Annotated in this window: 22 protein-coding genes; 14 read left to right on the forward strand and 8 right to left on the reverse strand. The window is 72.5% G+C overall.

Annotated elements, in window-relative coordinates; genetic code table 11:
* Positions 1 to 127 precede the first annotated feature (127 nt).
* Entirely contained in the window at positions 128 to 1,207 is a 1,080-nt protein-coding gene (locus tag IAG44_RS24855; RefSeq protein WP_187749287.1) for an LCP family protein, read from the reverse strand.
* Positions 1,208 to 1,398: 191 nt separating this feature from the next.
* On the reverse strand, positions 1,399 to 2,157 hold the full coding sequence (locus IAG44_RS24860) for a TIGR03089 family protein (RefSeq protein WP_187749288.1): 759 nt from the start codon (positions 2,155 to 2,157) through the stop codon (positions 1,399 to 1,401).
* A 129-nt stretch (positions 2,158 to 2,286) separates the two neighbouring features.
* Here IAG44_RS24860 and IAG44_RS24865 point away from each other — a divergent pair, with 129 nt between their 5' ends.
* Positions 2,287 to 3,471, forward strand: coding sequence for a peptidoglycan recognition protein family protein (locus IAG44_RS24865; protein ID WP_187749289.1), 1,185 nt, complete (start codon positions 2,287 to 2,289; stop codon positions 3,469 to 3,471).
* Positions 3,472 to 3,573: 102 nt separating this feature from the next.
* Positions 3,574 to 4,656 (forward strand): mannose-1-phosphate guanylyltransferase, encoded by a 1,083-nt coding sequence (manB, locus tag IAG44_RS24870; protein WP_187749290.1) that lies wholly within the window; start codon positions 3,574 to 3,576, stop codon positions 4,654 to 4,656.
* Positions 4,657 to 5,122: 466 nt separating this feature from the next.
* Here the strand turns inward: manB and IAG44_RS43750 are convergent, their stop codons facing one another.
* The 4 genes from IAG44_RS43750 to IAG44_RS24890 are packed head-to-tail and all read right to left on the reverse strand — an operon-like array spanning position 5,123 to position 8,977.
* Positions 5,123 to 6,127, reverse strand: a complete 1,005-nt coding sequence (locus IAG44_RS43750; RefSeq protein ID WP_246562046.1) for a DNA-3-methyladenine glycosylase family protein — start codon at positions 6,125 to 6,127, stop codon at positions 5,123 to 5,125.
* Between the two features lie 46 nt (positions 6,128 to 6,173).
* On the reverse strand, positions 6,174 to 7,469 hold the full coding sequence (locus IAG44_RS24880; protein WP_187749292.1) for a coenzyme F420-0:L-glutamate ligase: 1,296 nt from the start codon (positions 7,467 to 7,469) through the stop codon (positions 6,174 to 6,176).
* Positions 7,462 to 8,424 carry a 2-phospho-L-lactate transferase gene (cofD, locus tag IAG44_RS24885; RefSeq protein WP_187749293.1) on the reverse strand — a complete coding sequence of 321 codons (963 nt, stop codon included), beginning with the start codon at positions 8,422 to 8,424 and terminating at the stop codon, positions 7,462 to 7,464. Before cofD ends, IAG44_RS24880 begins: the two co-directional genes overlap by 8 nt.
* 37 nt (positions 8,425 to 8,461) lie before the next feature.
* Positions 8,462 to 8,977: a cysteine dioxygenase gene (locus IAG44_RS24890; RefSeq protein ID WP_187749294.1), complete on the reverse strand. Its 516-nt coding sequence runs from the start codon at positions 8,975 to 8,977 to the stop codon at positions 8,462 to 8,464.
* 659 nt (positions 8,978 to 9,636) lie between these two features.
* On the opposite strand from IAG44_RS24890, the gene IAG44_RS24895 reads away from it, so the two are divergent.
* The 4 genes from IAG44_RS24895 to IAG44_RS24910 all read left to right on the forward strand — a co-directional run bounded on the left by IAG44_RS24895 (position 9,637) and on the right by IAG44_RS24910 (position 16,097).
* On the forward strand, positions 9,637 to 9,900 hold the full coding sequence (locus IAG44_RS24895; RefSeq protein ID WP_003975777.1) for a WhiB family transcriptional regulator: 264 nt from the start codon (positions 9,637 to 9,639) through the stop codon (positions 9,898 to 9,900).
* 194 nt (positions 9,901 to 10,094) lie between these two features.
* Positions 10,095 to 13,688 (forward strand): glycosyltransferase family 2 protein, encoded by a 3,594-nt coding sequence (locus tag IAG44_RS24900; RefSeq protein ID WP_187749295.1) that lies wholly within the window; start codon positions 10,095 to 10,097, stop codon positions 13,686 to 13,688.
* The gene (locus IAG44_RS24905) at positions 13,685 to 15,181 is read left to right on the forward strand and encodes a DUF5719 family protein (protein WP_187749296.1); all 1,497 of its coding nucleotides are present in this window, start codon (positions 13,685 to 13,687) and stop codon (positions 15,179 to 15,181) included. Before IAG44_RS24900 ends, IAG44_RS24905 begins: the two co-directional genes overlap by 4 nt.
* A 115-nt stretch (positions 15,182 to 15,296) precedes the next feature.
* Positions 15,297 to 16,097: an HAD-IIB family hydrolase gene (locus tag IAG44_RS24910; RefSeq protein ID WP_187749297.1), complete on the forward strand. Its 801-nt coding sequence runs from the start codon at positions 15,297 to 15,299 to the stop codon at positions 16,095 to 16,097.
* 62 nt (positions 16,098 to 16,159) lie between these two features.
* Here the strand turns inward: IAG44_RS24910 and IAG44_RS24915 are convergent, their stop codons facing one another.
* A complete protein-coding gene (locus tag IAG44_RS24915; protein WP_187749298.1) occupies positions 16,160 to 16,609 on the reverse strand; it encodes a metallopeptidase family protein in 450 nt (149 codons plus the stop codon).
* Positions 16,610 to 16,871: 262 nt separating this feature from the next.
* Between IAG44_RS24915 and IAG44_RS24920 the strand changes: the two genes are divergently transcribed.
* The 7 genes from IAG44_RS24920 to IAG44_RS24950 all read left to right on the forward strand — a co-directional run bounded on the left by IAG44_RS24920 (position 16,872) and on the right by IAG44_RS24950 (position 23,969).
* Positions 16,872 to 17,291 (forward strand): DUF3499 domain-containing protein, encoded by a 420-nt coding sequence (locus IAG44_RS24920; protein WP_187749299.1) that lies wholly within the window; start codon positions 16,872 to 16,874, stop codon positions 17,289 to 17,291.
* 73 nt (positions 17,292 to 17,364) lie between these two features.
* On the forward strand, positions 17,365 to 17,538 hold the full coding sequence (locus IAG44_RS24925; RefSeq protein WP_187749300.1) for a Trm112 family protein: 174 nt from the start codon (positions 17,365 to 17,367) through the stop codon (positions 17,536 to 17,538).
* A 183-nt stretch (positions 17,539 to 17,721) separates the two neighbouring features.
* Positions 17,722 to 18,852, forward strand: a complete 1,131-nt coding sequence (locus IAG44_RS24930; protein WP_187749301.1) for an SIS domain-containing protein — start codon at positions 17,722 to 17,724, stop codon at positions 18,850 to 18,852.
* Between the two features lie 44 nt (positions 18,853 to 18,896).
* The gene (manA, locus tag IAG44_RS24935) at positions 18,897 to 20,048 is read left to right on the forward strand and encodes a mannose-6-phosphate isomerase, class I (protein ID WP_187749302.1); all 1,152 of its coding nucleotides are present in this window, start codon (positions 18,897 to 18,899) and stop codon (positions 20,046 to 20,048) included.
* A gap of 145 nt (positions 20,049 to 20,193) precedes the next feature.
* Positions 20,194 to 21,168: a cation diffusion facilitator family transporter gene (locus IAG44_RS24940; RefSeq protein ID WP_187749303.1), complete on the forward strand. Its 975-nt coding sequence runs from the start codon at positions 20,194 to 20,196 to the stop codon at positions 21,166 to 21,168.
* A 606-nt stretch (positions 21,169 to 21,774) separates the two neighbouring features.
* Entirely contained in the window at positions 21,775 to 23,217 is a 1,443-nt protein-coding gene (ahcY, locus tag IAG44_RS24945; RefSeq protein ID WP_187749304.1) for an adenosylhomocysteinase, read from the forward strand.
* Between the two features lie 137 nt (positions 23,218 to 23,354).
* Positions 23,355 to 23,969: a hypothetical protein gene (locus IAG44_RS24950; protein WP_187749305.1), complete on the forward strand. Its 615-nt coding sequence runs from the start codon at positions 23,355 to 23,357 to the stop codon at positions 23,967 to 23,969.
* Between the two features lie 20 nt (positions 23,970 to 23,989).
* Here the strand turns inward: IAG44_RS24950 and IAG44_RS24955 are convergent, their stop codons facing one another.
* Entirely contained in the window at positions 23,990 to 24,925 is a 936-nt protein-coding gene (locus tag IAG44_RS24955; RefSeq protein WP_187752852.1) for an RDD family protein, read from the reverse strand.
* 128 nt (positions 24,926 to 25,053) lie between these two features.
* Between IAG44_RS24955 and IAG44_RS24960 the strand changes: the two genes are divergently transcribed.
* Entirely contained in the window at positions 25,054 to 26,061 is a 1,008-nt protein-coding gene (locus IAG44_RS24960) for a stage II sporulation protein M (protein ID WP_187749306.1), read from the forward strand.
* Positions 26,062 to 26,238 lie beyond the last annotated feature (177 nt).

Consider the following 26,238-nt stretch of genomic DNA (forward strand, 5'->3'; position numbering starts at 1 on the left):
CGCTCACACTATCCGCCCGCTCGGGTGTCAAGCGACGGCGGTGACAAATTACACGTCCCTACATCGGGCAATCCGGCGCAATTCCTGGAACTGGAGTTCGTTAAATCTTGGGTACGCGGCGGTTGCCTCACTCACATCGCTGTGCGGCGGCTGTGCTGCCCCGGAACCCGGGGTTCGCAGGCGTGTGCGGACCGTGGCCGTACGACTGCGCGGAGGTGACGGTGACGGGGAGATCGGCCCGCAGCCGTTCGAAGAGTTTCCCGGCGGCGGGCTGCAGGAGCTGGTCGCGATTGGTGTTATAGATGTACGACTCTCTCGGTACCGTAAGGAATTGCACCCGATCGGTGGGAATCTCGCGCAGACCGCGGACGAGTTCGTACATCCCGCGCAGCCCCGCGAGTTCCGGATCCGCCGTCACGGACGAAGTCGCCGCGTCCAGCACGGGATACAGCTTCACCGGATTGAGCAGCACGCCATTGCTCCACACCTTCTCCACCAGAGCCGCGAGAAACGTCTGCTGACGTTCCATCCGGTCCGTGTCGCTGCCGCCCCCGAGCGTCTTGCGTGCCCGCACGAACCCGAGCGCCCGCTCCCCGTCCAGCGTGACCTTCCCGGCGGGCAGCCTGAGCCCCGCGTCCGGATCGTCGACGGGCCGCGCGAGGCACACCTGGACGCCGTCCACCGCGTCGACCATCTCCTTGAACCCCTGGAAGTCGACGACGACGTGGTGGTCGACCCGGATCCCGGTCAGCTCCTCCACCGTCCGGATCGCGCACGCCGAACCGCCCTCCTGGAAGGCGTGGTTGAGCATCCCGAGCGTGGGCGAGGTGCGCGTCCCGTCGGCCTTCAGACACGCCGGCGTCTCGACCATCAGGTCCCGGGGCAGCGAGACGGCCGTGGCGCTGCGCCGCCCCGCCGCGAGGTGCAGCAGGATCATGCTGTCCGCCCGCTCGGTCCCCGAGTCCCGCCCGTACGCCCCGTTCCCCTCCCCGGCCCGCGTGTCCGACCCGATCAGCAACACGTTCCGCGCGTCCTTGACCAGCGCGGACGGTCGTTCCCGCGCGAACCGCGCGAGTTCGGCGGCGGCCGCCTCGTCCGGCGTGATGTTCCCGTCCAGCCGCGCGTACACGACGCTCCCGCCCACCCCGGCGACCAGGGCGCACGCGAGCAGCCCACCCCCGATCCACCACCACCGCGTCCGCCGCATCCCGAGTGGACCCCCTCCTGTGCCGGTTTCCCTGTCCCTGTGACGCCTGTCCCTACGACGATGGCGCGCCCGGCAGGGGGGTGCGGCGCGGTGGTGGGCCGAACGGGGGAGGGGCGGGCGGGGGAGAGGTGAGAGGAGGAGGGGCGGGCGGACACCTTCGCCCGCGGCACGTCGGCCGCCCGGCACGCCCCTCAGCGCGCTGTCGCCGTCACCTTCTCGCTCTCCACCCGCTTCGCCACCGTCTCCGCGCCCGCCAGCTCCAGGTTCCGGCACAGCACCACCGAACCCCCGCTGGCGAGCGGCGCGTACAGCCCGGCGCTGAGGCCGTCCCACGTGTCGTACGGCAGCCCGCTCAGCAGCCGCCCCGAAGGGCCGGTCAGCCCGAGCCGCCCGGCGTCCGCGCGGGCCCGCTCGACGACCTCGGCGCCGCTCAGCTCGGCCCCGGCGACGACGAGCGCGGGCTCCTCGGGGTCCACGGGGGCGTACGGGGTGAAGCGGTCGCCGTAGGTCGGGACCTCGACGGCGTAGTCGGTGTAGCCCTCGGGCGGCGCGGGCAGGAACCGGCGCCCGAGCGGCGCGAGGGACAGCGCGTACCGCTCGCCCCGGCAGGCGCGCCCGGCGTCCAGCGCGTCCGGCCCGGCGACGACGACGTCCGCGCGCGCGGGATCGCCGTCCACGTCGGCGACGGCGCCCACGGAGGCGCAGGCGAGCAGCCAGACGGCCGTCTGCCAGTGGGCGGGCAGCAGGAGGGCGACGCGGTCGCCGGGTTCGACGGAGAGGCCGTCCTGGAGGAGGTTGGAGGTCTTGGCCACCCAATTGGCGAAGGTGGCGACGGAGAGTTCGACGCGTTCGCCGGTGGCGTCGTCGTAGAAGGTCACCAGGGGGCGGGCCGGGTCCGCGGCGAGCGCGGAACGCAGCAGGTCGGCGGGGGTGCGGTCGGTGGCGTTCACCCGCGCAAGCGTATCGGGGCGCCACGCGCGCGTGGTGGGCGCGGCGCTCACCGGTTCGGCCGAACGCATCCGACGGTCCGTCAGCTCCCCGATGGACAGATATGTCGGACTATGTTCAATATCGTCGGTATGCGTGGATTGCTAGCTGTCTCGATCGGCGTCACCCTCTCCCTGACCCCCCTCCCGCCCGCCGCAGCGGCGCCGACCGTCCAGCCGGCGCCCGTCGTGTCGGGCAGCACCCAGTCGCTCCCCCTCACCCCCCTCACCCCCCGCACCCGCGCCGTCGGCGCCGCCCCCGGCCTGCCCCGCCGCGACGTCCGCCCCTTCTCCCTCCTCGGCGTCGTCTGGGACGACCCCGCCGCCCACCTCGACGCCGCCGTCCAGGCCCGCACCCGCGCCGCCGGCACCGACACCTGGTCCGACTGGCAGGACCTGGAGACCCACGCCGACGACCACGGCGCCGACCCCGGCACCCCCGAACACGACACCGCCCGCCTCCACGGCGGCACGGCCCCCCTGTGGGTCGGCGACTCGGACGGCGTCGAGGTCAGGATCCAGCCCGGGACGGCCGTCCCGGCGGGCCTGCGCGCCGAACTGGTCGACCCCGGCACCACCGACGCCCCCGTCGTCGGCCCCCCTCGCGCACGCGCGCGCCTGAACGCGCCGGCCGCCGGGACCGTCGTCCCCGAACTCGCCCGGACCCTGCCGCACGGCGGGCCCCGGCCGCGCATCGTCACGCGCAAGGGATGGGGGGCCGACGAGAAGCTGAGGGAGAAGAAGTTTTCCTATACGAAGAGCGTCAAGGCGGCCTTCGTTCACCACACGGCCACCGGGAACCGGTACCGATGCTCCCAGGCGGCGTCCGTCATTCGCGGTATCTACCGCTACCACGTCAAGAGCATGGGCTGGAAAGACATTGGCTACAACTTCCTCGTCGACAAGTGCGGAAACATCTACGAGGGCCGCGCCGGGGGAGTGACCAGGCCGGTCCTCGGCGCCCACACCCTCGGCTTCAACGGCAACAGCGTGGGTATCGCGGTGATCGGCACGTACGGCGCGGCCCGGCCCGCGGCCGCCGCGGTGAAGGCCGTCGCCCGCCTCTCGGCGTGGAAGCTCGGCATCTACGGCGTCAATCCCAGAGGAACGACATATCTGAAGTCGGCGGGTGGCAATCTCTACCGAAAAGGAAAGAACGTACGACTGAACGTCATCTCCGGTCACCGCGACGGGTTCGCCACGGACTGCCCGGGACGTCAGCTCTACGGCAAGCTCGGCGCGGCCCGCTCGTCGGCCGCGCGGTACCAGGGGCGCTGAGGAAGAGAACGTGACCGGACCTGACCACACGAGGCGAGCCCGCATAACCCCGACCGGCCGACAGACAGTTCGGCCGGTCCCGGCAGGAAGCAGAGACGACAGGTGACAGAAGCGATCCTCCTGGTCGGCGGCAAGGGCACCCGGCTGCGCCCCCTCACGGTGCACACCCCCAAGCCGATGGTCAGGGCGGCCGGAGTGCCGTTCCTCACCCACCAGCTGGCGCGGGCCAGGGCGGCGGGCGTGGACCACATCGTCCTCGCCACGTCCTACCTCGCGGAGGTCTTCGAGCCCTACTTCGGCGACGGCTCCGCCCTCGGCCTCCACATCGAGTACGTCACCGAGGACGAACCCCTCGGCACCGGCGGCGCCATCCGCAACGTCGCCTCGCGCCTGCACGCCGGCCCCGACGACCCCGTCCTGATCTTCAACGGCGACATCCTCACGGGCCTCGACATCCGCCGCCTGGTCGACACCCACTCGGCCACGGGCGCCGACGTCTCCCTCCACCTCACGAAGGTCACCGACCCGCGCGCGTACGGCCTCGTCCCCACGGACGACACGGGCAGGGTCCTCGCCTTCCTGGAGAAGCCGACCACCCCCGAGGAGATCGTCACCGACCAGATCAACGCCGGCGCCTACGTCTTCCGCCGCTCGGTCATCGACACGATCCCGACAGGCCGCCCCGTCTCCGTCGAACGCGAGACCTTCCCCGGCCTCCTCCAGGCCGGCGCCCACCTCCAGGGCATGGTCGACTCCACCTACTGGCTCGACCTCGGCACCCCCGCCGCCTTCGTCCGCGGCTCCGCCGACCTCGTCCTCGGCCGCGCCCCCTCCCCGGCCGTCCCCGGCCGCTGCGGCGACCGCCTCATCCTCCCCACGGCCCGAGTGGCCCCCGACGCCAAGCTGACCGGCGGCACGGTCGTAGGCGAAGGCGCCCTGATCTCCGAAGGCGCCCGCGTCACCGGCTCCACCATCCTCCCCGGCGCCGTCATCGAACCCGGCGCCGTCATCACCGACTCCCTCATCGGCACCCGCGCCCGCATCGGCACCCGCTCCATCCTCACCGGCACCGTCATCGGCGACAACGCCATCATCGGCCCCGACAACGAACTCCGCACCGGAGCAAGAATCTGGTGCGACGCGAAAATCCCCGCAGGCGCGGTCAGATTCTCCTCGGACCAGTAACTCCCCCCGACAAACGGGGGCGAAGCCACAGGACTCCGCCCCCACCGGGAACGCCGGCACACGGGCCCTTCTTGAACGCCCGCTGGACTTCCCCCGCTACAGGGGACGGGGCTGTGCAGGGAACGGGGCTGTGCCGATGCGCGACGACCGCGCCAAGTCCGTGCCCAACTCCGGGACGGCACCCTGCCTTTCAGGCACGCGGTGCTGCACCGACGCGCGGCACCCGAGACAAGGCCGCACCCAGTCTTTTAGGGGCGCGGGGAACTGCGCGAACAACCACAACGCACCCGCACCCCGCAACGCACCACCCCACCCCTCCCGAACCCGGTTCTCACCCCCACCTCTCCCGAGCCCGGCTCTCACCCCCGCCCCTCCCGAACCCAGCTTTTAACCCCCACCCCACCCCCCCGGGGTCGAAGGGGCGGAGCCCCTGGGGATGGGACGGGTAGGGGCGGCGGGGGCGAGATCAAATCCCCCGGATATCCCCGACGGCCTGCCGAGGCGCCCGCCTCTCCGGCACCACCCCACTCAACAACACCAACCGAACAGCCCGCTGCCGCTGCCCCGCATACCCCTCCAACAGTTCCAGCATCCGCCCGTCATCAGCCCCCCGCTCCCCACCCAGCACCCACCCCACGATCCCCGGCAGATGCAGATCCCCAAGGGTCACCACATCCACGGCCCCATGACTCCGCTGCACCACCTCCGCCGACGTCCACACCCCCACCCCCGGCACCACCTCCAACCGCCGACAAGCCTCCTCCGCCGACACCCCCACCCCCTCCTCCAACCGCGCCGCCACCCGAACCGCCCGCACCACGGTCGCCGCCCTCTTGTCATCGACCCCCGCGAGATGCCACTCCCACGACGGAATCGCCCCCCACCCCCGAGGCGACGGCATCACCCACAACCGCCCCCCGGCCGCAGGCCCCGGCGCCGGCTCCCCGAACTTCCGCACCAACATCCCCCACGCCCGATAAGCCTCCTCGGTGGTCACCTTCTGCTCCAGCACGGAGGGGATCAACGACTCCATGACCAGCCCACTCCGCCCCAGCCGAAGCCCCTTCCGCCGCCGCCACACCTCAGCGACCACCCGATGCCGAGGCACGAACGCGGACGGCTCATCCCCCGCCCCCACCAGTGCGGGAAGCTGATCGAGCAGCCACTCGGCCCCACCACCCCACGCCTCCCCCCGCACCACACCCCCCTCAAGGCTGACCCGAAGAGCCCCGGGCCCACAGGGCGTGAGACTCCCCCGCCACACGGCCCCGTCGGGAGTGACCCGGAACGTGGGATCCCCGGGCCCCCGCCGCAGAGGCCCGAGCACCAGCCCGAGATCAAGCGGCCCGTCGGGAGCGAACGACCGGACAAGCCCCCCGAGCCCCGCCCGCCCACCCCGCACCGAGGGCACCCCGACATACCCACCCCGCACGGACGCGCGAGTGGCCCGAGGAGCGAACCGCCCAGCCACAAACCCTCCCGACCTGACACCCGACCCGGATCAACCGCCGCTCACCTCACCGCACTTCGATGAACCCCTCCACCCCCCTCTCCCCCCGGGCCCGAGGCTCCTCCGCGGGCCGCCCCACCGCGACGGCCCCCATGGGATCCCACCCGGCGGGCAGCGCCAGCACCTCCCGCACGACATCCCGGCAGAACATCGTCGACGACACCCACGCGGACCCCAGCCGCTCCCCGGCCAGCGCGACGAGGAAGTTCTGCACCCCGGCCCCCGCCGCGACGACGAACATCTCCCGCTCGGCGGCATCCCGCCGGGGATCCCCGTAGTGATGCGACCCGTCCATCACCAGACAGGGCACGACGAGATAGGGCGCGTTGCGCAGCACATCCCCCCGCCGCACCCGCTTCGCGATGGACTCCTCCGACTTCCCGTCCCGCCGCAGATCCGCGACCCAGGCGTCCCGCATCGCGTCGAGCAACCGCACCCGCGACTCCTTTGACTCCAGTAGCACGAACCGCCAGGGCGTGGTGTGATGCGGCGCCGGCGCGGTGACGGCCGCGGCGACGGCCCGCCGCACCGCCCCGGGATCGACGTCGTCGTCGGTGAACGCCCGCACGGTCCGCCGCTGCGTCACCGCGAGCCGCACGGCCTCGGACGTCCCGAGCCGGAACATGTCGTCCGCGGCCCCGCGCACCAGGCGCCGCGCCCCCTCGGTCTCGTCCCCGTCGACGACATGCCCGAGCCCGCGCACCACGGCGACCGGCAGCCCGGTGGCCTTCCCCTTGACGAGGTCCCCAGCGGCGGCCAGCTCGTCGGCGGTCGCGACGACGGTCGCGACGAGCGGATTCCCGTACGCGTCGGTCCCGCCCCGCAGATCGTCCAGCACCCGCACCCCGGCCGCCCCGATCGCGACGTCCGTCAACCCGGCCCGCCAGGGCCGCCCGAAGGTGTCACTGACGACGACCCCGACATCGACCCCGAGGACATCCCGCAGCCCCTCCCGGATCGCACGCGCGGACGCGTCCGGGTCCTCGGGCAGCAACAGCACCGTGCCCGCGGGCGTGTTGGACGCGTCGACCCCGGCGGCGGCCATCACGAGCCCCTGCCGGTTCTCGACGATCCGCAGCGTCCCCCGCCGCGCGACGACCCGCACGGTCTCCGCGTCGATCGCGGCCTCCCGGTCGTCCGCCGCGACGATCCGCCCCTCGGCCTTGGACACGATCTTCGACGTCACGACGACGACGTCCCCGTCGGCGAGCCCCGGCTCGGCCCCGGCGATCAACTTGGCGAGGTCGTCCCCCCGCCGCACCTCGGGCAGCCCCTCGACGGCCCACACCCGGTACTCACTCACCGGCCCGCACCTCCTGCGCCAGCTCCAGCGCGACCCGCGCCATCTCGGCGGTCGCCTCGTCGTCACTCATCATCAGCGGTACGGCCCGGCACCGGATCCCGGCGGCCTCCACGCGCGCGACGGCACCGGCGTCGACCGTGTCGACCAGCCACCCGTCGAGCAGCCCCGCCCCGTAGTGCTCGGCGACGGCCGCGGCGCTGGACTCCACCCCGACGGCGGCCAGCACCTTGTCGGCCATCCCACGCACGGGCGCGTCCCCGACGATGGGAGAGAGGCCGACGACCGGCGCGCCCGCCTCCGCGACGGCCTCCCGGATCCCCGGCACCGCCAGGATCGTCCCGACCGACACGACCGGGTTGGACGGCGGGAACAGGATCACGTCCGCCGCGCCGATCGCCTCCAGCACGCCCGGCGCCGGCTTCGCCTGCTCGGCGCCGACCGGCACGACGGCGTGCGCGGGCACGGACGCCCGCAGCCGCACCCAGTACTCCTGGAAGTGGATCGCCTTGCGCTCCCCGTCGAGCTCGACGGCGACATGCGTCTCGACCCGGTCGTCCGTCATCGGCAGCAGCCGCACGCCCGGTTTCCACCGGTCGCACAGCGCCTCGGTCACCGCGCTCAGCGGATATCCCGCCGCCAGCATCTGCGTCCGCACGATGTGCGTCGCGAAGTCCCGGTCACCGAGCCCGAACCACTCGGGCCCGACCCCGTAGGCGGCGAGTTCTTCCTTCACCCGGAACGACTCGTCCTCCCGGCCCCACCCACGCTCCTCGTCGATGCCCCCGCCGAGCGTGTACATCACGGTGTCCAGATCAGGACAGACCTTCAATCCGAACAGATGAATATCGTCCCCCGTATTTCCGACCACCGTGATCTCCGCCTCCGCCGCGGCCTTCTTCAGACCGCGCAGAAACCGAGCCCCACCGATACCGCCTGCCAGAACCACAATGCGCATGCCCCAAGTCTGTCAGCCCCCACTGACAGCCCCGCCGCTACCCGGCCGCGGGCAGCAGTGCCTCACCGGCCTCGGCCCCGCACGCGCGCGCCTCCGAGCGCATCGGCATCTCGGTGAGCCCCGGGTAATAAACGTGCAGGCTCACTGCCGGCTCCCACGTGTCGTTGTGCACGTCATGCGCATACCCCGGCGCGAACACCCGCTGCGCGCCCCCCGAGAGCTTCCGCACCCCCCGCTCGGTGCGCTCGGTGAGCGTCCCGTCGAGCACGGTGAGGACACCGGAGGACCGCCCGTGGTCGTGGAGAGCGGTCCCCTGCCCGGGAAGCCAGGACAGCAGCCAGACCTCGTAGCCGGGCCCGGTGCGCAGCCGGTGGTACCAGCGGGTCGTGGCGTCGTAGCGGACGAGAGGCGCCCACTGCGCCCGGTCCGCGGCGATGGACCGCGCGAGCCCGACGAACTCGGCGACGGTGGAGGGGTGTTCACGCGGGGGCTGCAGCAGGTGGAGGACTTCGAGGATGTCGCCGGCGATCTGGAGGTCGTTGTCGCTGTTCATAAGGGTGCGGTGGTTCCTCGGCGGGAGTTGCGGCGGGGGGCTGGGTGTCACGTACCGGCCGCCCGGATCACGGGCGGCGCAGATGCCCTGGTCCGGGCGTGGGGGAACAAGCAGCCGAGTCGCGGTGGACTCAGGACAGCCGGAGCGAGGTGAGGCTCAACAGCTGGGACAGCAACAACAGCCACGGCGAGCGCGGGCAGCACCGAGGGACCCGGCGGAGCGGGTCGAGGTGATGGCCAAGTTCGCGAGCATGCCCACAAGGACAGCGGTTCACACCCCCACTGTCAACTCCACACCCGGAGGGTGGGACGCGATTCACCCCATCCGGTACGTGTCGGAGACGAAAGGTTTGTTCACGCACTCACCGGGACACATGGCGCACAACCGGGCGCGTGACCCGCGTGTCGGAACGAGAACGCAGTTGATGGCGTCCTTTCCCGTAACAGGCCGTCAGGCCCCGTCTGCATGTCAAGGTTTATGGCGATTTGAACACTTTCTGCGCCGCCTTGGTTCCGCAGAGTGAATAAGGGGCCCAATAGCAGATCTCGGCTTGACTCGCCCGGAGCAGCACACTTGTAATTTCACTCGTGTCGTTCGCCGCCACCACTTGACGGTTGACGGCCCGGCACGGGGACGCGAAAGACAGACGAGGGGCGCACATGACCGAGCTGGTGCAGCAACTGCTGGTCGACGACGCGGACGAGGAACTCGGCTGGCAGGAGCGCGCGCTGTGCGCCCAGACCGATCCCGAGTCCTTCTTCCCCGAGAAGGGTGGCTCCACGCGCGAGGCCAAGAAGGTCTGCCTCGCCTGCGAGGTCCGCTCCGAATGCCTCGAATACGCCCTCGCCAACGACGAGCGCTTCGGCATCTGGGGCGGTCTCTCCGAGCGTGAACGCCGCCGCCTGAAGAAAGCGGCCGTCTGACGCCGGTACGACCGTATGAATGGCCTGTGGCCTGGTAAGAAAACATCGAGACGGCCCGTCGCCCGTGGGTTATCCACAGGCGGCGGGCCGCTGCCTTGCCCAGCCGATAGTGTGGTCGCTCGTCCGAGACACCCCACCGTCCTCGCACGGCACGGGTGTTCACCGCAGTCCATCGAACCGGGGCCCGTACCTCGATGTCCGTGCACAGCCACCCGGCAGCCCGCGACGCTGCCACGCCAGAGTTCCCGCGTCACGTGGTGACCGCGGTCCTCGTCGCCCACGACGGGGCCCGCTGGCTGCCCGACGCGCTCGCCGGACTGCTCGGCCAGGAGCGCCCGGTCCAGTCCGTCGTGGCCGCCGACACCGGCAGCGCGGACGACTCCGCCCAGCAGCTCACCGAAGCCCTCGGCGAGGGCCGCGTCCTGCACCTCGCCCGGCGCACCGGCTTCGGCCAGGCCGTCGAGGAGGCCGTCCGCGCGGCCCCGGTCCTCACCCCCGAGGAACTGCCCTACCTCAAGCGCCCCAGCGGCTGGGACCCCGTCACGCGCACCTGGCGCGACGACGCCTACGACCTCCCCGAACTCCCGCACGGCGAACCGGTCCAGTGGCTGTGGCTGCTGCACGACGACAGCGCCCCCGAGCCCGACGCCCTCGCCGAACTCCTGCGCGTCGTGGACAACGAACTGGAACTGGGCCGCGACGACGTGGCCGTCGTCGGCCCCAAACTCCGCGGCTGGTACGACAAACGCCAGCTCCTCGAAGTCGGCGTCACCATCGCCTCCTCGGGCCGCCGCTGGACCGGCCTCGACCGCCGCGAACAGGACCAGGGCCAGCACGACCACGTCCGCCCGGTCCTCGCCGTCTCCACCGCCGGCATGCTCGTCCGCAGGGACGTCTTCGACGACCTCGGCGGCTTCGACCGCCGCCTGCCCCTCATGCGCGACGACGTCGACCTGTGCTGGCGCGCGACCTCCCTGGGCCACCGCGTCCTGGTCGCCCCCGAGGCCGTCGTCCGGCACGCCGAGGCCGCCTCCCGCGAGCGCCGCACCGTCGACTGCGGGGGCCGCACGGCCGCCTCCCCGCACAAGGTCGACAAGGCCGGCGCCGTCTACACCCTGCTCGTCAACAGCCGTACCGCCGCGCTGCCCTGGGTGTTCTTCCGGATCGTCCTCGGGACCGTCCTGCGGACCCTCGCCTACCTCGTCGGCAAGGTCCCCGGGCAGGCCGTCGACGAGATCCGGGGCCTGCTGGGGACGCTGCTGCGGCCCGAGCGGATCATCGCCGGACGCCGCGCGCGCGGGAAGCCCGTCGTCGACAAGGGCGAGCTGCGCGCCCTGTTCCCGCCGCCCGGCGCGACCCTGCGGGCCACCGTCGAACAGGCCGCCGGCAGCTTCCTGGACTCCTCCGACACCGACACCGCCCCCGGGCGCCACGGCGGCGGCATCGAGTCGGGCCCCGGCGGGGACGACGCGGACTTCCTGGAGATCGAGCAGTTCGCGCGCCTCAAGCGCATCGCCCGCAAACCCGGCCCGGTGCTCTTCCTCGCGCTGCTGCTGATCTCCCTGGCCGCCTGCCGCGCCCTCCTGGGCACCGGCGCCCTCGCGGGCGGCGCCCTGCTGCCCGCCCCCGGCACCGCAGGCGAGCTGTGGAACCACTACACCGACGCCTGGCACCCCGTAGGCGCAGGCGGCACCCCCTCCGCCCCGCCCTACCTGGCGATCGTCGCCGCGCTGGCCGCCCTGCTGTTCGGCTCGACCGGCCTCGCCGTCACCCTCCTGCTGGTCTGCTCGGTCCCGCTCGCCGGGTTCACGGCCTACTTCGCCTCCCGCCCGCTCGTCACCTCACGCCTCCTGCGCGCGTGGGCCGCCGTCGTCTACGCCTTCCTGCCCGCCGTCACCGGCGCGCTCGCCGGCGGCCGGCTCGGCACCGCCGTCCTCGCCGTCCTGCTCCCGCTGATCGCCCGCGCGGGCATCGCCGCCAGCGGCCTCGCCCACACCTCGGGCACGCGCGGCAGCTGGCGGGCCACCTGGGCGTACGCGCTGCTGCTGACGATCACCACCGCGTTCACGCCGGTCGTGTGGCCCATCGCGCTGGTCCTCGGCCTCGCGGTCCTCGCCGTGCGCCGCACCGAACTCACCGCCTACGGCCCGCGTTTCCTCGCCCAGCTCGGCACCCCCCTGCTGGTCCTCGCGCCCTGGTCGTTGTCCCTCCTGCCGACCGGCTTCTTCCAGGAGGCCGGCCTCGACTTCGGCGCCTCCGCTGCCTCAGCACTCGACCTGCTCGGCGCCAGCCCCGGCGGGCCCGGCACGGTCAGCGGCCTGATGCTCATCGGCGTCGTCCTCGCCGCCCTCGCCGCCCTGCTGCGCTCCGAGCGGCACACCGGCGTCTGGGCGGCCTGGGCGGTCGCGCTGGTCGGCCTCGTCTTCGCCGTCCTGTCCAACGGGGACGCCTGGGCGGGCCCCGCCACCCTCGTCTACGGCCTCGCCCTGCTGTGCGCCGCGATGATCGGCGCCGACGGCGCCCGCTCGCGCGTCGCCGAACAGAGCTTCGGCTGGCGCCAGCCCGTCGCCGCCCTCATCGCCTTCGCCGCCGCCGCGGGCCCGCTGCTCGTCGCCGCCGGCTGGATGATCCGGGGCGCCGACGGCCCCCTGGAGCGCCGCGACCCCGTCCAGGTGCCCGCGTTCGTCGCAGAGGAGGCCGGCACCCGCGACCAGGCCCGCACCCTGGTCCTGGACAGCGACTCCGCCGCCCACGTCTCCTACATGCTGGTCCGCGGCTCCGGCGCCCGCATGGGCGACGCCGAGACCGCCGCGGCCGACGGCGAGAACAAGCAGCTCGACAAGGTTGTCGCCAACCTCGTCGCGGGCTCCGGCGCCGACCAGACCACCGAACTCGGCAAGTTCGCGGTGCGCTACGTCCTCGTCCACAAGGGCGCCCCGCGCGAGGTCGCCCGGGTCCTGGACGCCACGCCCGGCCTCAGCCGCCTCAGCCAGCAGAACGGCAGCGCCCTGTGGCGGGTCAACCGCGAGGTCTCCCGCGCGGCGATCGTCACCGAGGACGGCTCCGGCACCCCCGTCGCGGTCGGCGCCGGGCCCGTCGAGATCCACACCACCGTCGAGGACGGTCCCGAGGGACGTGTCCTGCGCCTCGCCGACGCCGTCGCCGACGGCTGGAGCGCCACCCTCGACGGCAAGCCCCTCAAGAGCGTCACCGTCGACGGCTGGGCCCAGGGCTTCGAACTCCCCTCGACCGGCGGCAGGCTGGACGTCACCTACGAGGACCCCTTCACCCACACCCTGTGGCTGTGGACCCAGGGCGCCCTCGCCCTCGTCCTCGTCGTCCTCGCCCTCCCGGGCCGCCGCCGCGACGTCGACGACGACCTCCCCGAGGAGCAGCCGATCCCCGCCCAGGCCACCGGCGAGGGCCGCCGCGCCCGCCGCCTGCGCGACCGCGCGGAGACCGACGACACCACCGCCCCGGACGCGCCCCCGGCCGAGACACCCCCGGCCGCCGTCCCGCAGCAGCAGTCCTACGGCGAGTGGGACGCCGCCCAGTACGCGGGCGCCGAGCAGTACCCCTACCCCGCCCAGGGCTACGACCAGAGCGCCGGCCAGTACGACCCGTACCAGGCGGGCCAGTACGACCCCTACGGCTACGACGGACAGCAGCAGCCGCCGTACGACCAGGGCTACGGCGCCCCGCAGGAGCAGCCCTACGACCCCTCGTACCAGCAGGGCTACGACCAGGCGCAGCAGCCGTACCAGCGCCCCGACGGGAGCCAGCAGTGAAACGCACCACCGTGTCCCTGATCGCCGGAACGGCCGCGCTCGCCGCCGTCACCGCCTTCGCCGTCGTCCAGGAACCCGCCCAGGCCGGCACCACCGCGCCCAGGGCGGCTTCCCGGCTGCCCGTCGAGCGCACCGGCCTGGTCTGCCCGGCGCCCAGCACCTCCGACCTCGCCGACACGCAGTACACGTCGTTCACACCGGTCACCGAGGGCACCGCCGCCGAGGGCAAGGCCACGCTCACGGGCGTCACCGAAGCCTCCGGCGACGCGAGCACCGCGCAGAACGGTAAGGCCAAGCCCGCCGGCAAGTCCGCCGTCACCCCCGGCGCCCCCGGCAAGCCCGTCACCGGCGGCGTCAGCGGCGGCAGCGCGCCCGCGCTCGTCGGCACCGCCGACGGCAAGTACGCGCCCGGCTGGACCGTCCAGGCCACCACCGGCGTCGCCGCGGGCACCGGCCGCGGCCTCCTCGGCATCTCCTGCGGCACCCCCGACACCGAGTTCTGGTTCCCCGGCACCAGCACCGCCGCCGACCGCACCGACTACCTCCACCTCACCAACCCCGACGACTCGGCGGCCGTCGTCGACATCGAGCTCTACGGCCCCGAAGGCGCCCTGCAGACCTCCGCCGGCGACGGCATCACCGTCCCCGCGCACGCCAGCGAGCCGATCCTGCTGTCCACGCTGACCACCGAGAAGCTGGACGACGTGACGCTCCACGTGAACGTCCGCAGCGGGCGCGTCGGCGCCGCCGTCCAGGCCCTCGACGACAAGCTCGGCGGCGACTGGCTGACCGCCTCCACGGACCCCGCGAACACCCTGGTCGTCCCCGGCATCCCGAAGGACGCCACCGCCGTCCGCCTGGTCGCCTTCACCCCGGACGACTCCGACGCCGACCTGAAGATCCAGCTCGCCTCCACCAACGGCCTGATCACCCCCGCCGGCCACGAGACCGTCCACATCAAGGCGGGCAGCACCACCTCCGTCGACCTCGGCGACGTCACGCGCGGCGAGGCCGGCTCCCTGCTGCTCTCCCCGGGCGACGTCGCGACCCCGGTCGTCGCGGCGGTCCGCGTCACCCGCGGCAAGGGCGACGACCAGGAGACCTCCTTCATCCCGGCCACCGCGCCCGTCGGCACGCGCGCGTCCGTCCTCGGCAACACCGCCAAGGGCACCACCCTGTCGATCACCGCCCCCACGGCCACCGCCCAGGTCAAGGTCACCGCCTCGGCCGGCACGGACGCGGGCACGCCCGCGTCGAAGACGTACACCGTCAAGGCGGGCACCACCCAGGACGTCGCCCTGCCCGTCCCGGCCGGCCTCAAGGGCACGTACGCGCTCACCGTCGAGACCGTCTCCGGCGGCCCCGTCTACGCCTCCCGCACCCTCGTCTCCACCGACGAGGACGGCCCCGGCTTCACCACCCAGACCCTCCCGGACGACCGCGGGACGGTGGCGGTTCCGGACAGTACGCAGGACTTGTCGATCCTCAATTGATCATCGATCTCCGTATGGGCAACCGAACCCGAACGGACATCTGGAATTCTTGACGCACTGTTCAGATTTCCGGAGGATAAGCCTCGCCGTCGAGCACAAGGAAAAGGATCTCGCATTGGTACCGTCGACTCGCATCGTGGTGTTCGACCTGGACGACACGCTCGCCCTCTCCAAAGCGAAGATCGAGCCGCGTATGGCCCAGCGCCTGCTGCGGCTGCTCGCCGAGAAGCCCGTCTGCATCATTTCCGGCGGCCGGTACGAACAGTTCCAGGCGCAGGTTCTCGAAGAATTGCCGCTCACCCCCGAACTCGCCGGCCGGCTCCACCTGATGCCGACCTGCGGCACGCGTTACCTCCGTTGGGAGAACGGCGCCTGGCAGGACATCTACTGCGAGAACCTGGCGGAGGACGAGAAAGCCCTCATCGTGAAGGTCCTCACCGAGGGCGCGAAATCCCTCGGCCTGTGGGCCGAGCACACCTGGGGCGACATCATCGAGGACCGCGGCAGCCAGGTCACCTTCTCCGCGCTCGGCCAGCAGGCCCCGCACCAGGAGAAGGCCGCCTGGGACCCCGACGGCACCCGCCGCCGCGCCCTGTGGGAGTACGCCTCCGCCCGCCTGCCCGACCTGGAGGTCCGCAGCGGCGGCTCGACGTCCATCGACGTCACCAAGAAGGGCATCGACAAGGCGTACGGCATGCGGCGCCTCCTGGACTTCCTCGACCTGCGCGTGGAGGACGTCCTCTTCGTCGGCGACCGCCTCGACGAGGGCGGCAACGACTACCCCGTGCGCGCGATGGGCGTCCCCAGCATCGCCGTCACCGGCTGGGAGCAGACCGTCGACGTCATCGACACCCTCCTCGGCGACCACCTGGACCGCCCGGTGCCCTCGCTCCTGGAGCCGCTCGACGTGCGGTGAGGACCTCCGCGCGCGTACGCGTGGGGACGTCCACAGGGCGCCCGTGCGTGCGCGCCGTCCCGTCAGTCCTCGCCGTACCGGGGATCGACCGTCTCCGGCGTCAGCCCCAGCAGCTCGGCGACCTGCTCGACGACGATCTCGTGGACCAGGGCGGCCCGCTCGTCGCGGCCCTTCGTGCGGATCTCCACCGGCCGCCGGTAGACGACCACCCGCGCGCGGCGCCCGCCGGACGCCGGGGCGATCCCGCCGAGCGGCACCGCCTCGTCGTTCCAGGGCCCCTCGGGGCCGTCGAGGCGGGGCACTTCGAGGACCATGAAGTCGATGTCCGCGAGCTGCGGCCAGCGCCGCTCGAGACGCTCCACCGAGTCCTGCACGAGATCGGCGAACAGCTCGGCACGGCTCGCCGCGAGCGGCACCTGGGGCGGCGCGATCGGACCGCGCATGCCCCGCCCGTGGCGGTCACGGCGGCGGGGCCCGGGGGCTGCGGCACGGGGCGGTACGGGGCTCTCCATAACTACTGAAGCGTAGTCCCCGCTCAGACCGCCGTAGCGTCCGCTCCGTCATGTCGCAGGATGACCATTCCAGCCAAGGTTGGGCTCGATTCGGCATCTCTCCAGGACCGTCGATCTCATGCCACTTGATGGGGTTTGCACCGGCCTGTGACCGGCCCTGTTCGGCCCCGACCGGCTGAAAACTGGTGTTCACGCAGGTCAGCGGGGTATGACAGGGGGGACATGTGCGGTGTTTCACAGCACGACACGGTGGAGTGACCTGGTGGAGAGTCGTCGCGGCCCGCTCAAGAGTGCGGTACCGTCCAACGTCGTGAGCCCTGTACGTCGCTGTTCGCGCACCGCCTGCGGCCGACCCGCCGTCGCGACGCTGACGTACGTCTACGCCGACTCGACGGCCGTCCTCGGCCCGCTCGCGACCTACGCCGAGCCCCACTGCTACGACCTGTGCGCCGAGCACTCCGAGCGCCTGACGGCCCCGCGCGGCTGGGAAGTCGTCCGCCTCCTCGACGGCTCCGCGCCCGCGCGACCCAGCGGCGACGACCTCGAAGCCCTCGCCAACGCCGTACGCGAAGCGGCCCGCCCCCAGGAACGCGCCGCCGGCGGCGCCTCCGGCCGAGCGGCCGACCCCATGGAGGTCGCCCGCCGGGGCCACCTCCGCGTCCTGCGCTCCCCGGAGTCCTGACCCCTCACAGCCCCCCGGCGCTAGGCTGGCTCATCGGACCACCCATGCCGCCTGACCTGTGAAGGACACTCCCGTGCCGCTCGTCGAACCCGCCCTCCTGGACATCCTCGCCTGCCCGTCCTGCCACGCCCCCCTGACGGAACAGGACACCGACCTCGTCTGTACGAGCCCCGACTGCGCCCTCGCCTACCCGGTCCGCGACGGCATCCCGGTCCTCCTGGTGGACGAGGCCCGCAAGCCGGAGTAGTGGACGGGGGCCTCGCGCGGGCGCGCGCGAGGTGAACCGGCGAGGCAATCGCCCTCACGCGCGCGGGTACGTGACGACAGGCCCCCGGGACGCGCTCGCCCCGCCGGCCGCAACCGAACCCGCCCCGACCGCCCCAGCCTCGAACCACCCCCCTCCACCCACCCCTCGGCGATCGGAGACCCCATGCTCGACGAATCCCTCCTCGACACGCCGGAGGCCCTTGCCGAGGCCGATCGCCGGGCCCTCCTGCGCGGCGCGGCGGAGGCGGGCGCCAGGGTCCGCACGGCGGCACGGCACGCGACGGAGGCAGGCGTACCCCAGCTGAAGCCGGACGGCCGCCCGCGCGGCATCCTGATCGCGGGCCCCGGCGCGGCGGCGACCTGCGTGGCCGACCTCCTGGGCACCCTCGCGGGCGCCGCCTGCCCGGTCACCCGCCTCGCCCCCACCGGCGTCGCCCCGGCACCGGGAGCCCTCCGCTGGGACCTCCCCGGCTGGGCGGGCTCGGTGGACCTCCTGCTGATCGCCACCCCGGACGGCACGGAACCGGGCCTGGCCCTCCTGGCGGAACAGGCGTACCGACGCGGCTGCACGGTCGTCGCCGTCGCCCCCACCCGCACCCCCCTCGCGGAGGCCACAGGAGCCTCGCACAGCCTCTTCATCCCGCTCGCGACGGCCGCGTACGACCAGGAGGCCCAACCACTCACGGCGTCGGCCCCCGGCGTCCTGTGGGCCCTGCTGACGCCCCTCCTGGCCCTCCTGGACCGCATCGGCCTCGTGACGGCCCCCGCGGACACCCTGGAGCGCATCGCCGACCGCCTGGACCACGTCGCCGAACGCTGCGGCCCGGCCGTCGCGACGTACAGCAACCCGGCGAAGACCCTGGCCGGCGAACTGGCGGACGCGCTCCCGGTGATCTGGACGGAAGGCGTCTCCGCGGGCCCGGCGGGCCGCCGTTTCGCCGCGGCCCTGGCCGAACTCGCCGGCCGCCCCGCCCTGATCGCGGAACTCCCCGAGGCCCTGGCCGCCCACAGCGCCCTCCTGGCCGGCCCGCTGGCCGCCGGCGCCGACCCGGACGATTTCTTCCGCGACCGCGTCGACGACCCGCCCGCCCTGCACGCACGCGTGGTGCTCCTGCGCGACCGCCCCAGCGGCGGCCTCAGCGCCGCCCCCGCGGCCCGTGACCTGGCCCTCGGCCACGACACGCCGATCAGCGAACTCGACCCGGAAGAGGGCGCCGAACTGGAGACCCTGGCCGAGCTGATCGCCATCACGGATTTCGCCGCCGTTTACCTCGCGCTCGCCGCCGGCGCCTGATCCTGTTCCCGGCCCCGCCTGAACCACACGCAAGAGAGAACCGCATGGACCGCCTCGACAACACCGTCCGCCCCTACGCCTGGGGTTCCACCACCGCGATCCCGCACCTCCTCGGCGTCGAACCGACCGGCGAACCGCAGGCGGAGATGTGGATGGGCGCCCACCCCGGCGCCCCCTCGCGCACCGCGCGCGGGACCCTCGCCGAGGTCATCGACGCGGACCCGAAGAGCGAACTCGGCGAGGCGGCCGTCACCAAGTTCGGCCCCCGCCTGCCCTTCCTCCTCAAGCTCCTCGCCGCCGGCGCCCCGCTCTCCCTCCAGGTCCACCCGAACCTCGCGCAGGCGAAAGAGGGTCACGCCGACGAGGAGCGCCGGGGCATCCCCCTGGACGCTCCCCACCGCAACTACAAGGACGCCAACCACAAGCCCGAACTCATCTGCGCCCTCACCGAGTTCGACGGCCTGTGCGGCTTCCGCGCCCCCGAGGACGCCGCCGCCCTCCTGGACGGCCTCGGCGTCGACTCCCTGAAGCCGTACGTCGACCTCCTGCGCGCGCACCCCGAGGACGCCGCCCTGCGCGAAGTCCTCACGGCCGTCCTGAGCGCCGACCCCGAGGACATGGCCCGCACGGTCACCGACGCCACCCACGCGTGCGAGCGCCTGGGCGGCCCCTACACGCCGTACGCGCAGATCGCCCGCCACTACCCCGGCGACCCCGGTGTCGTCGCCGCGATGCTCCTCAACCACGTCCGGCTCCAGCCCGGCGAGGCCCTGTTCCTCGGCGCGGGCATCCCGCACGCGTACCTGACCGGCCTCGGCGTCGAGATCATGGCCAACTCCGACAACGTCCTGCGCTGCGGCCTGACCCCCAAGCACGTCGACGTCCCCGAACTCCTGCGCGTCGTGCGCTTCGAGGCGACCGGACCCGGCGTCCTGCGCCCCGAGGCGTCCCCGGACGGCGAGGAGGTCTACGACACCCCGATCGACGAGTTCCGCCTCTCCCGGTACGTCCTGCCCGAGGGCACGTCCGTCCACGACCTCACCCGCCCCGCCCCGCAGATCCTGCTCTGCACGGCCGGCACGGTCCGCGCCGGCGAGCACGAACTCGCGCCGGGACAGTCCGTGTTCGTCGCGGCGGGCGAAAAGGCCGAGGTGAGCGGTGCGGGGACGCTGTTCAGGGCCACCGTGGTCGTCTGACCGCGACACGATCCGGCGATGATCGGATCATCAGACCGGGGCTGTGGACAACCGCCGCACCACGGCCCCGAGATGCTGTAACAATGGCCCACCGGCAAAGGCCCGGCAAAGCGCTGTACGGAGACGAAGGGACCAGGGCGAGCACATGAGCGCGTCAGGCGGCACCAAGGCGATCGTGGCGGCACTCGGCGCCAACCTCGCGATCGCGGTATCGAAGTTCGTGGCGTTCGCCTTCAGCGGCTCCTCGTCCATGCTCGCCGAGGGCGTGCACTCCCTCGCCGACTCCGGCAACCAGGCCCTGCTCCTGGTCGGCGGCAAGAAGGCCCAGCGCGAGGCGACCCCGCAACACCCCTTCGGCTACGGCCGCGAGCGCTACATCTACGCCTTCCTCGTCTCCATCGTGCTCTTCTCCGTCGGCGGCATGTTCGCCATCTACGAGGGCTACGAGAAGATCAAGCACCCGCACGAACTGGAGCACTGGTACTGGCCGGTGGGCGTCCTGGTCTTCGCGATCATCGCCGAGAGCTTCTCGTTCCGGACGGCCATCAAGGAGTCCAACGAACTGCGCGGCACGCTCTCCTGGAAGGAGTTCGTCCGCCGCGCCAAGGCGCCCGAGCTGCCCGTCGTCCTCCTGGAGGACTTCGGCGCCCTCGTCGGCCTGATCCTCGCCCTCGGCGGCGTCGGCCTCGCCCTGGCCACCGGTGACGGCGTCTGGGACGGCATCGGCACGCTCTGCATCGGCATCCTCCTCGTCCTCATCGCGATCGTCCTCGCCGCCGAGACCAAGTCCCTGCTCCTGGGCGAGGCCGCCGGCCTGGAGGAGGTCGAGAAGATCGAGGCCGCGATCGTCGACGGCGACACCGTCACCCGCGTCATCCACATGCGCACGCTCCACCTCGGCCCCGAGGAACTGCTCGTCGCCGCCAAGGTCGCCGTCCAGCACGACGACACCGCCACCGAGGTCGCCGCCGCCATCGACGCCGCCGAGACCCGCATCCGCGCGGCCGTCCCGATCGCCCGCGTCATCTACCTCGAACCGGACATCTACAGCGAGTCGGAGGCCACCAAGGGCGCCGACCCGGAGGCGGCCCCCGGCGGCCCCGCCCCGGCGGCCCACTGACGGCACCCCGGCGGGTGCCCCACCCCGAACGCCCCGACGTCCACCGACAGGCCCGGCAGGGGCGGCCGGGTCGGTCAGGTCGGCAGGGTTGGCCGGGTTGGTTGGGCCAGCCGGCCCGGCTTCTCGGCCCGGCGGTTCACCCCCGGCAGACCGGCCCGCCGGCCCTCAGCACGACCGCCGGTACGGGCGCGCGCGGCCCGGCCCCCGGCGCCCCGTTCCACGCTGCGGACTCCGGCACGACCTTTTCCGGCCCGCCGCGAAACCCGCCTCCGTCCGCAACACCCCAGGTGAGGGTGTCAACCCGGCCTCACCGACACCCTCACCCGCCCCTCGTGATCGGCTCGATCCGGCCAGAGGCGGGCTGGGCCGCCCCGAACGGCCGGTGTAGCTTGGGTGGGAGCCAGACGTCGCTGCTGATGGCGGTCGGGCGGTCCCACGCGGACCGGCCGAGGGAGAGAGGGCCTCCGACGGACTGCGCCACGCGTACGCGGGCTTGCCCGCGCCTTGTGGACCACACACGTCCCCAGGGCGTGCCTCCGTGTCCGCCGCCGCGCAGACCGGCCGTGTCCACACCTCTCGTCCCGTACACCGAGGAGCAGCAGTTCCATGACCCAGGACTTCAAGGTCGCCGACCTCTCCCTGGCCGACTTCGGCCGCAAGGAGATCACCCTCGCCGAGCACGAGATGCCGGGCCTGATGGCGATCCGCAAGGAGTACGCCGAGTCCCAGCCCCTCGCCGGCGCCCGCGTCACCGGCTCCCTGCACATGACCGTGCAGACCGCCGTCCTCATCGAGACGCTGGTCGCCCTCGGCGCCCGCGTCCGCTGGGCCTCCTGCAACATCTTCTCCACCCAGGACCACGCCGCCGCGGCCATCGCCGTCGGCCCGAACGGCACGGTCGACAACCCCCAGGGCGTCCCCGTCTTCGCCTGGAAGGGCGAGACCCTGGAGGAGTACTGGTGGTGCACCGAGCAGGCCCTGACCTGGCCGGACAGCCCCACTGGCGGCCCCAACATGATCCTCGACGACGGCGGCGACGCCACCCTCCTCGTCCACAAGGGCGTCGAGTACGAGAAGGACGGCAAGGTCCCCTCCGTCGACACCGCCGAGAACGACGAGCACCGCGTCATCCTCGAACTGCTGAACCGCACCATCAGCGACGGCTCCCAGAAGTGGACCCAGCTCGCCTCGGAGATCCGCGGCGTCACCGAGGAGACCACCACCGGCGTCCACCGCCTGTACGAGATGCAGCGCGACGGCGTCCTCCTCTTCCCGGCGATCAACGTCAACGACGCCGTCACCAAGTCGAAGTTCGACAACAAGTACGGCTGCCGCCACTCCCTGATCGACGGCATCAACCGCGCCACCGACGTCCTCATCGGCGGCAAGACCGCAGTCGTCTGCGGCTACGGCGATGTCGGCAAGGGCTGCGCCGAGTCCCTGCGCGGCCAGGGCGCCCGCGTCATCGTCACCGAGATCGACCCCATCTGCGCCCTCCAGGCCGCGATGGACGGCTACCAGGTCACGACCCTCGACGAGGTCGTCGACAAGGCCGACATCTTCATCACCACGACCGGCAACAAGGACATCATCATGGCCTCGGACATGGCCAAGATGAAGCACCAGGCGATCGTCGGGAACATCGGCCACTTCGACAACGAGATCGACATGGCCGGCCTCGCCCAGATCCCCGGCATCGTCAAGGACGAGGTCAAGCCCCAGGTCCACACCTGGAAGTTCCCCGACGGCAAGGTCCTCATCGTCCTCTCCGAGGGCCGCCTGCTGAACCTGGGCAACGCCACCGGCCACCCGTCCTTCGTGATGTCCAACTCCTTCGCGGACCAGACCCTGGCCCAGATCGAGCTGTTCACCAAGCAGGAGGAGTACCCGGTCGGCGTCTACACGCTGCCCAAGCACCTCGACGAGAAGGTCGCCCGCCTCCACCTCGACGCCCTCGGCGTCAAGCTGACGACCCTCCGCCCCGAGCAGGCGTCGTACATCGGCGTCGAGGTCGACGGCCCCTACAAGCCCGACCACTACCGCTACTGACCCGGCCGCGGGTCCCACCCCGCGCCGGCCGTACCGCAGAGGCAGGCCCCCGCACCCCCGTGCCGGGGGCCTGCCCCTTGTTCCGGCCGAGTCGCCCCCCGACGACCCGACCAGCTCTGTCACGACCCAGGACCCCCATGCCCCGCGGCCGTTATTCGCTCCACGACCCGCACGACCACACCCCGCTGGCCGACGAGCACTTCCAGTGCGCCCCCGGCCCCTCCGGCTGGCGCTACGTCGCCCAGCGGACCACGCCCGCGGGCGACCACAGCGGCTCCGTCGACCTCGCCCTCGACGACCTCGGCCGCCCCATCCGCCTCGAACTCCACGCGGCCGGCTGGCAGGTCCGCGCCGCCGCCCTCGACGGCGTCACCTGGGTCCGCACCGACCCCGCCGGCGAACACGCCACCGAAGGCAACGTCCCCGCCCACGCCTTCACCGGCACCTCCCCGGCCTTCCTCGTCGCCACCGCCCGTCTCCTGCGGCTCACTCCCACCACCTCCGCGACCCGCGTCCGCCTCGTCTCCTTCACCGACCCGGTCCTGGCTCCCCGCACGACCGACCAGTCCTGGGCCTTGGTGAACAGCGAAGCACACGCCACTGACAACGGCCCCCTGACCGTGGACGAATACCAGGTCACAGCCCTGGACACCGGCGAGAGACACACCGTCCACATCGCCGGCGACGTCGTCCTCGCGGCCCCCGGCATCGAACTCGAAGACCTCGCCTCACCACCGTCGACGTTCCACTGAGCCGCGACCGCCCGCCGCGCTCAGGACGGCGGCGCGAACCCGTTCGAAGGCCGCTCGACGGGCGTCTGCGGAGCCGGCGAGGGGGCCTGCGGTGCCTGAGAGGGCTGAGGGGGCTGTGGAGGGTGAGATGCCCCGCCTCCGTACGCCGGAGACGCCTGCGCGCTCTGAGACGCCCCCGGAGCCCCGTACGGCGAACCGGCGGCAGCCCCGCCCGGGAACGCCCGCCGCGCCTCCCGCGCCTGCCGCTCCTGCACCACCGCCGCCAGATACGCCCCCGGCGTCACCCCCTCCGGCGCCGGCACCCCCGTACGCGCCACCACATCGTTCGCCAGCCGCTCCGCCATGCCCCAGCCGACCTGCGGATCCAACTGGTGCGCACGCCCCAGGTACTGCCGTATCGCCAGCCACAACGCGTCAGGCACGGCGGACAGATCCAGCTCGGCGAAACGTCCCGCCAACGCGGGCGGAGGCGGCGCGAGGAACCCGGTCCGCGCGACCGGCACCCGCTCGCGCACCACCAGCGTCCCCGCGAACACATCACCCAGCCGCCGCCCGCGCGCGGACACCAACGAGGCGATGACCGCGATCGTCCCGCCCGTCATCAGAATCTCCACGACCCCGATCGCCCCGCGCACGAGCGCGTGCCGGAACCGGATCGGCCCCCCGTCGTCCCGCACCACCCGCAGCCCGAACGCCAGCTTCCCCAGAGACCGCCCATGGCTCAGCGTCTCCACCGCGATCGGCACACCCACCAGCACCAGCAGGAACGAGGCGATCGACAGAGCGACCTGCGCGGCCTCGTCCAGGGACGCCGTCGTCGCGATCAGCACGACGGACACGACGATGTAGAGCACGAAGGCCACCACGAGGTCCAGGAGGACGGCCAGCGCCCTGCTGGGCAGCCTCGCGGGCCGCAGCTCCAGCGCCACGGCCTCACCCGTCACCAACTCACTCACGCCCGCCCCTTCCCTGGCCTGCCCCTTGAACAGCAAGTCTGCCAAGCTGAAGGTACTTCGCGCCCCAGTACGACAAGCCGACCCCAACCGACCGGTCGCCGATGAACAGCCGAGGAGCACGCACACCGATGGACCTCGACGTCTTCGTCTCCGCCCACCGCGCGGAATGGGACCGCCTCGACGACCTCCTGCGCCGCCGACGCCGCCTCACCGGAGCGGAGGCCGACGAACTCGTCGCCCTCTACCAGCGCACGGCCACCCACCTCTCCCTGATCCAGTCCAGCGCCCCGGACCCACAACTCACCGGACGGCTCAGCCAACTCGTGGCACGCGCGCGTAGTGCCGTGACAGGAACCCGCCGAGCTTCCTGGAGAGACGCCACCCGCTTCCTCACCCAGGGATTCCCGGCGGCCGTCTACCGCTCCCGCCGCTGGTGGGTCCCGACGGCACTCCTCTCGACGGCCGTGTCGATCCTCCTGGGCTGGTGGATCGGCACCCACCCCGAGGTGCGGTCGACCATCGCCGCCCCCAGCCAACTGCGCGAACTCACCCGCCCCGGGGGCGAGTACGAGACCTACTACTCGAGCCACCCGGCCGCCTCCTTCGCCGCCCAGGTGTGGACGAACAACGCCCAGGCCGCCGCGATGTGCCTGGTCCTGGGCATCTTCCTGGGCCTGCCGGTCCTCTGGATCCTCTTCCAGAACATGCTCAACCTGGGCGTCGGCTTCGGCCTCATGTCCTCCGCCGGCCGCCTCGACACCTTCCTCGGCCTCGTCCTCCCGCACGGCCTCCTCGAACTGACCGCCGTCTTCGTCGCCGCCGGTACGGGCCTGCGGCTCGGCTGGACCGTCATCGACCCCGGCCCGCGCACGCGTCGCGTCGCCCTCGCCGAAGAGGGGCGCGCCGCCGTGGGCATGGCGATCGGCCTGGCCCTGGTCCTCTTCGTCTCCGGTGCCATCGAAGGCTTCGTCACCCCCTCCGGCCTGCCCACCTGGGCCCGCATCACCATCGGCGTCGCCGCCGAGGCGATCTTCCTCGCGTACGTCTGGGTCCTCGGGGGACGCGCCGCGCGCGCCGGAGAGACAGGGGACCTGGAAGCCGCCGAGCGCAGCGCCCGCCTCCCCACGGCCGCCTGATGTGCAAACAGGCTTGCCGAGCTGTTAGTCTCCTCTTCGCCGCCGCAAGAACCGTTGACACGGGACCTGCGGGGCGGTAGATTCGAACAGTTGCCTGGAACTGGATCTGATCCGGTCGGCAGTGAGTTAGTATCTACAACGCCTCCTGGAACTTCGATTCCAATCAGAGGCAACCCC

The sequence above is a fragment of the Streptomyces roseirectus genome (genome assembly GCF_014489635.1).
In the GTDB taxonomy this organism is placed as follows: Bacteria; Actinomycetota; Actinomycetes; order Streptomycetales; family Streptomycetaceae; genus Streptomyces; species Streptomyces roseirectus.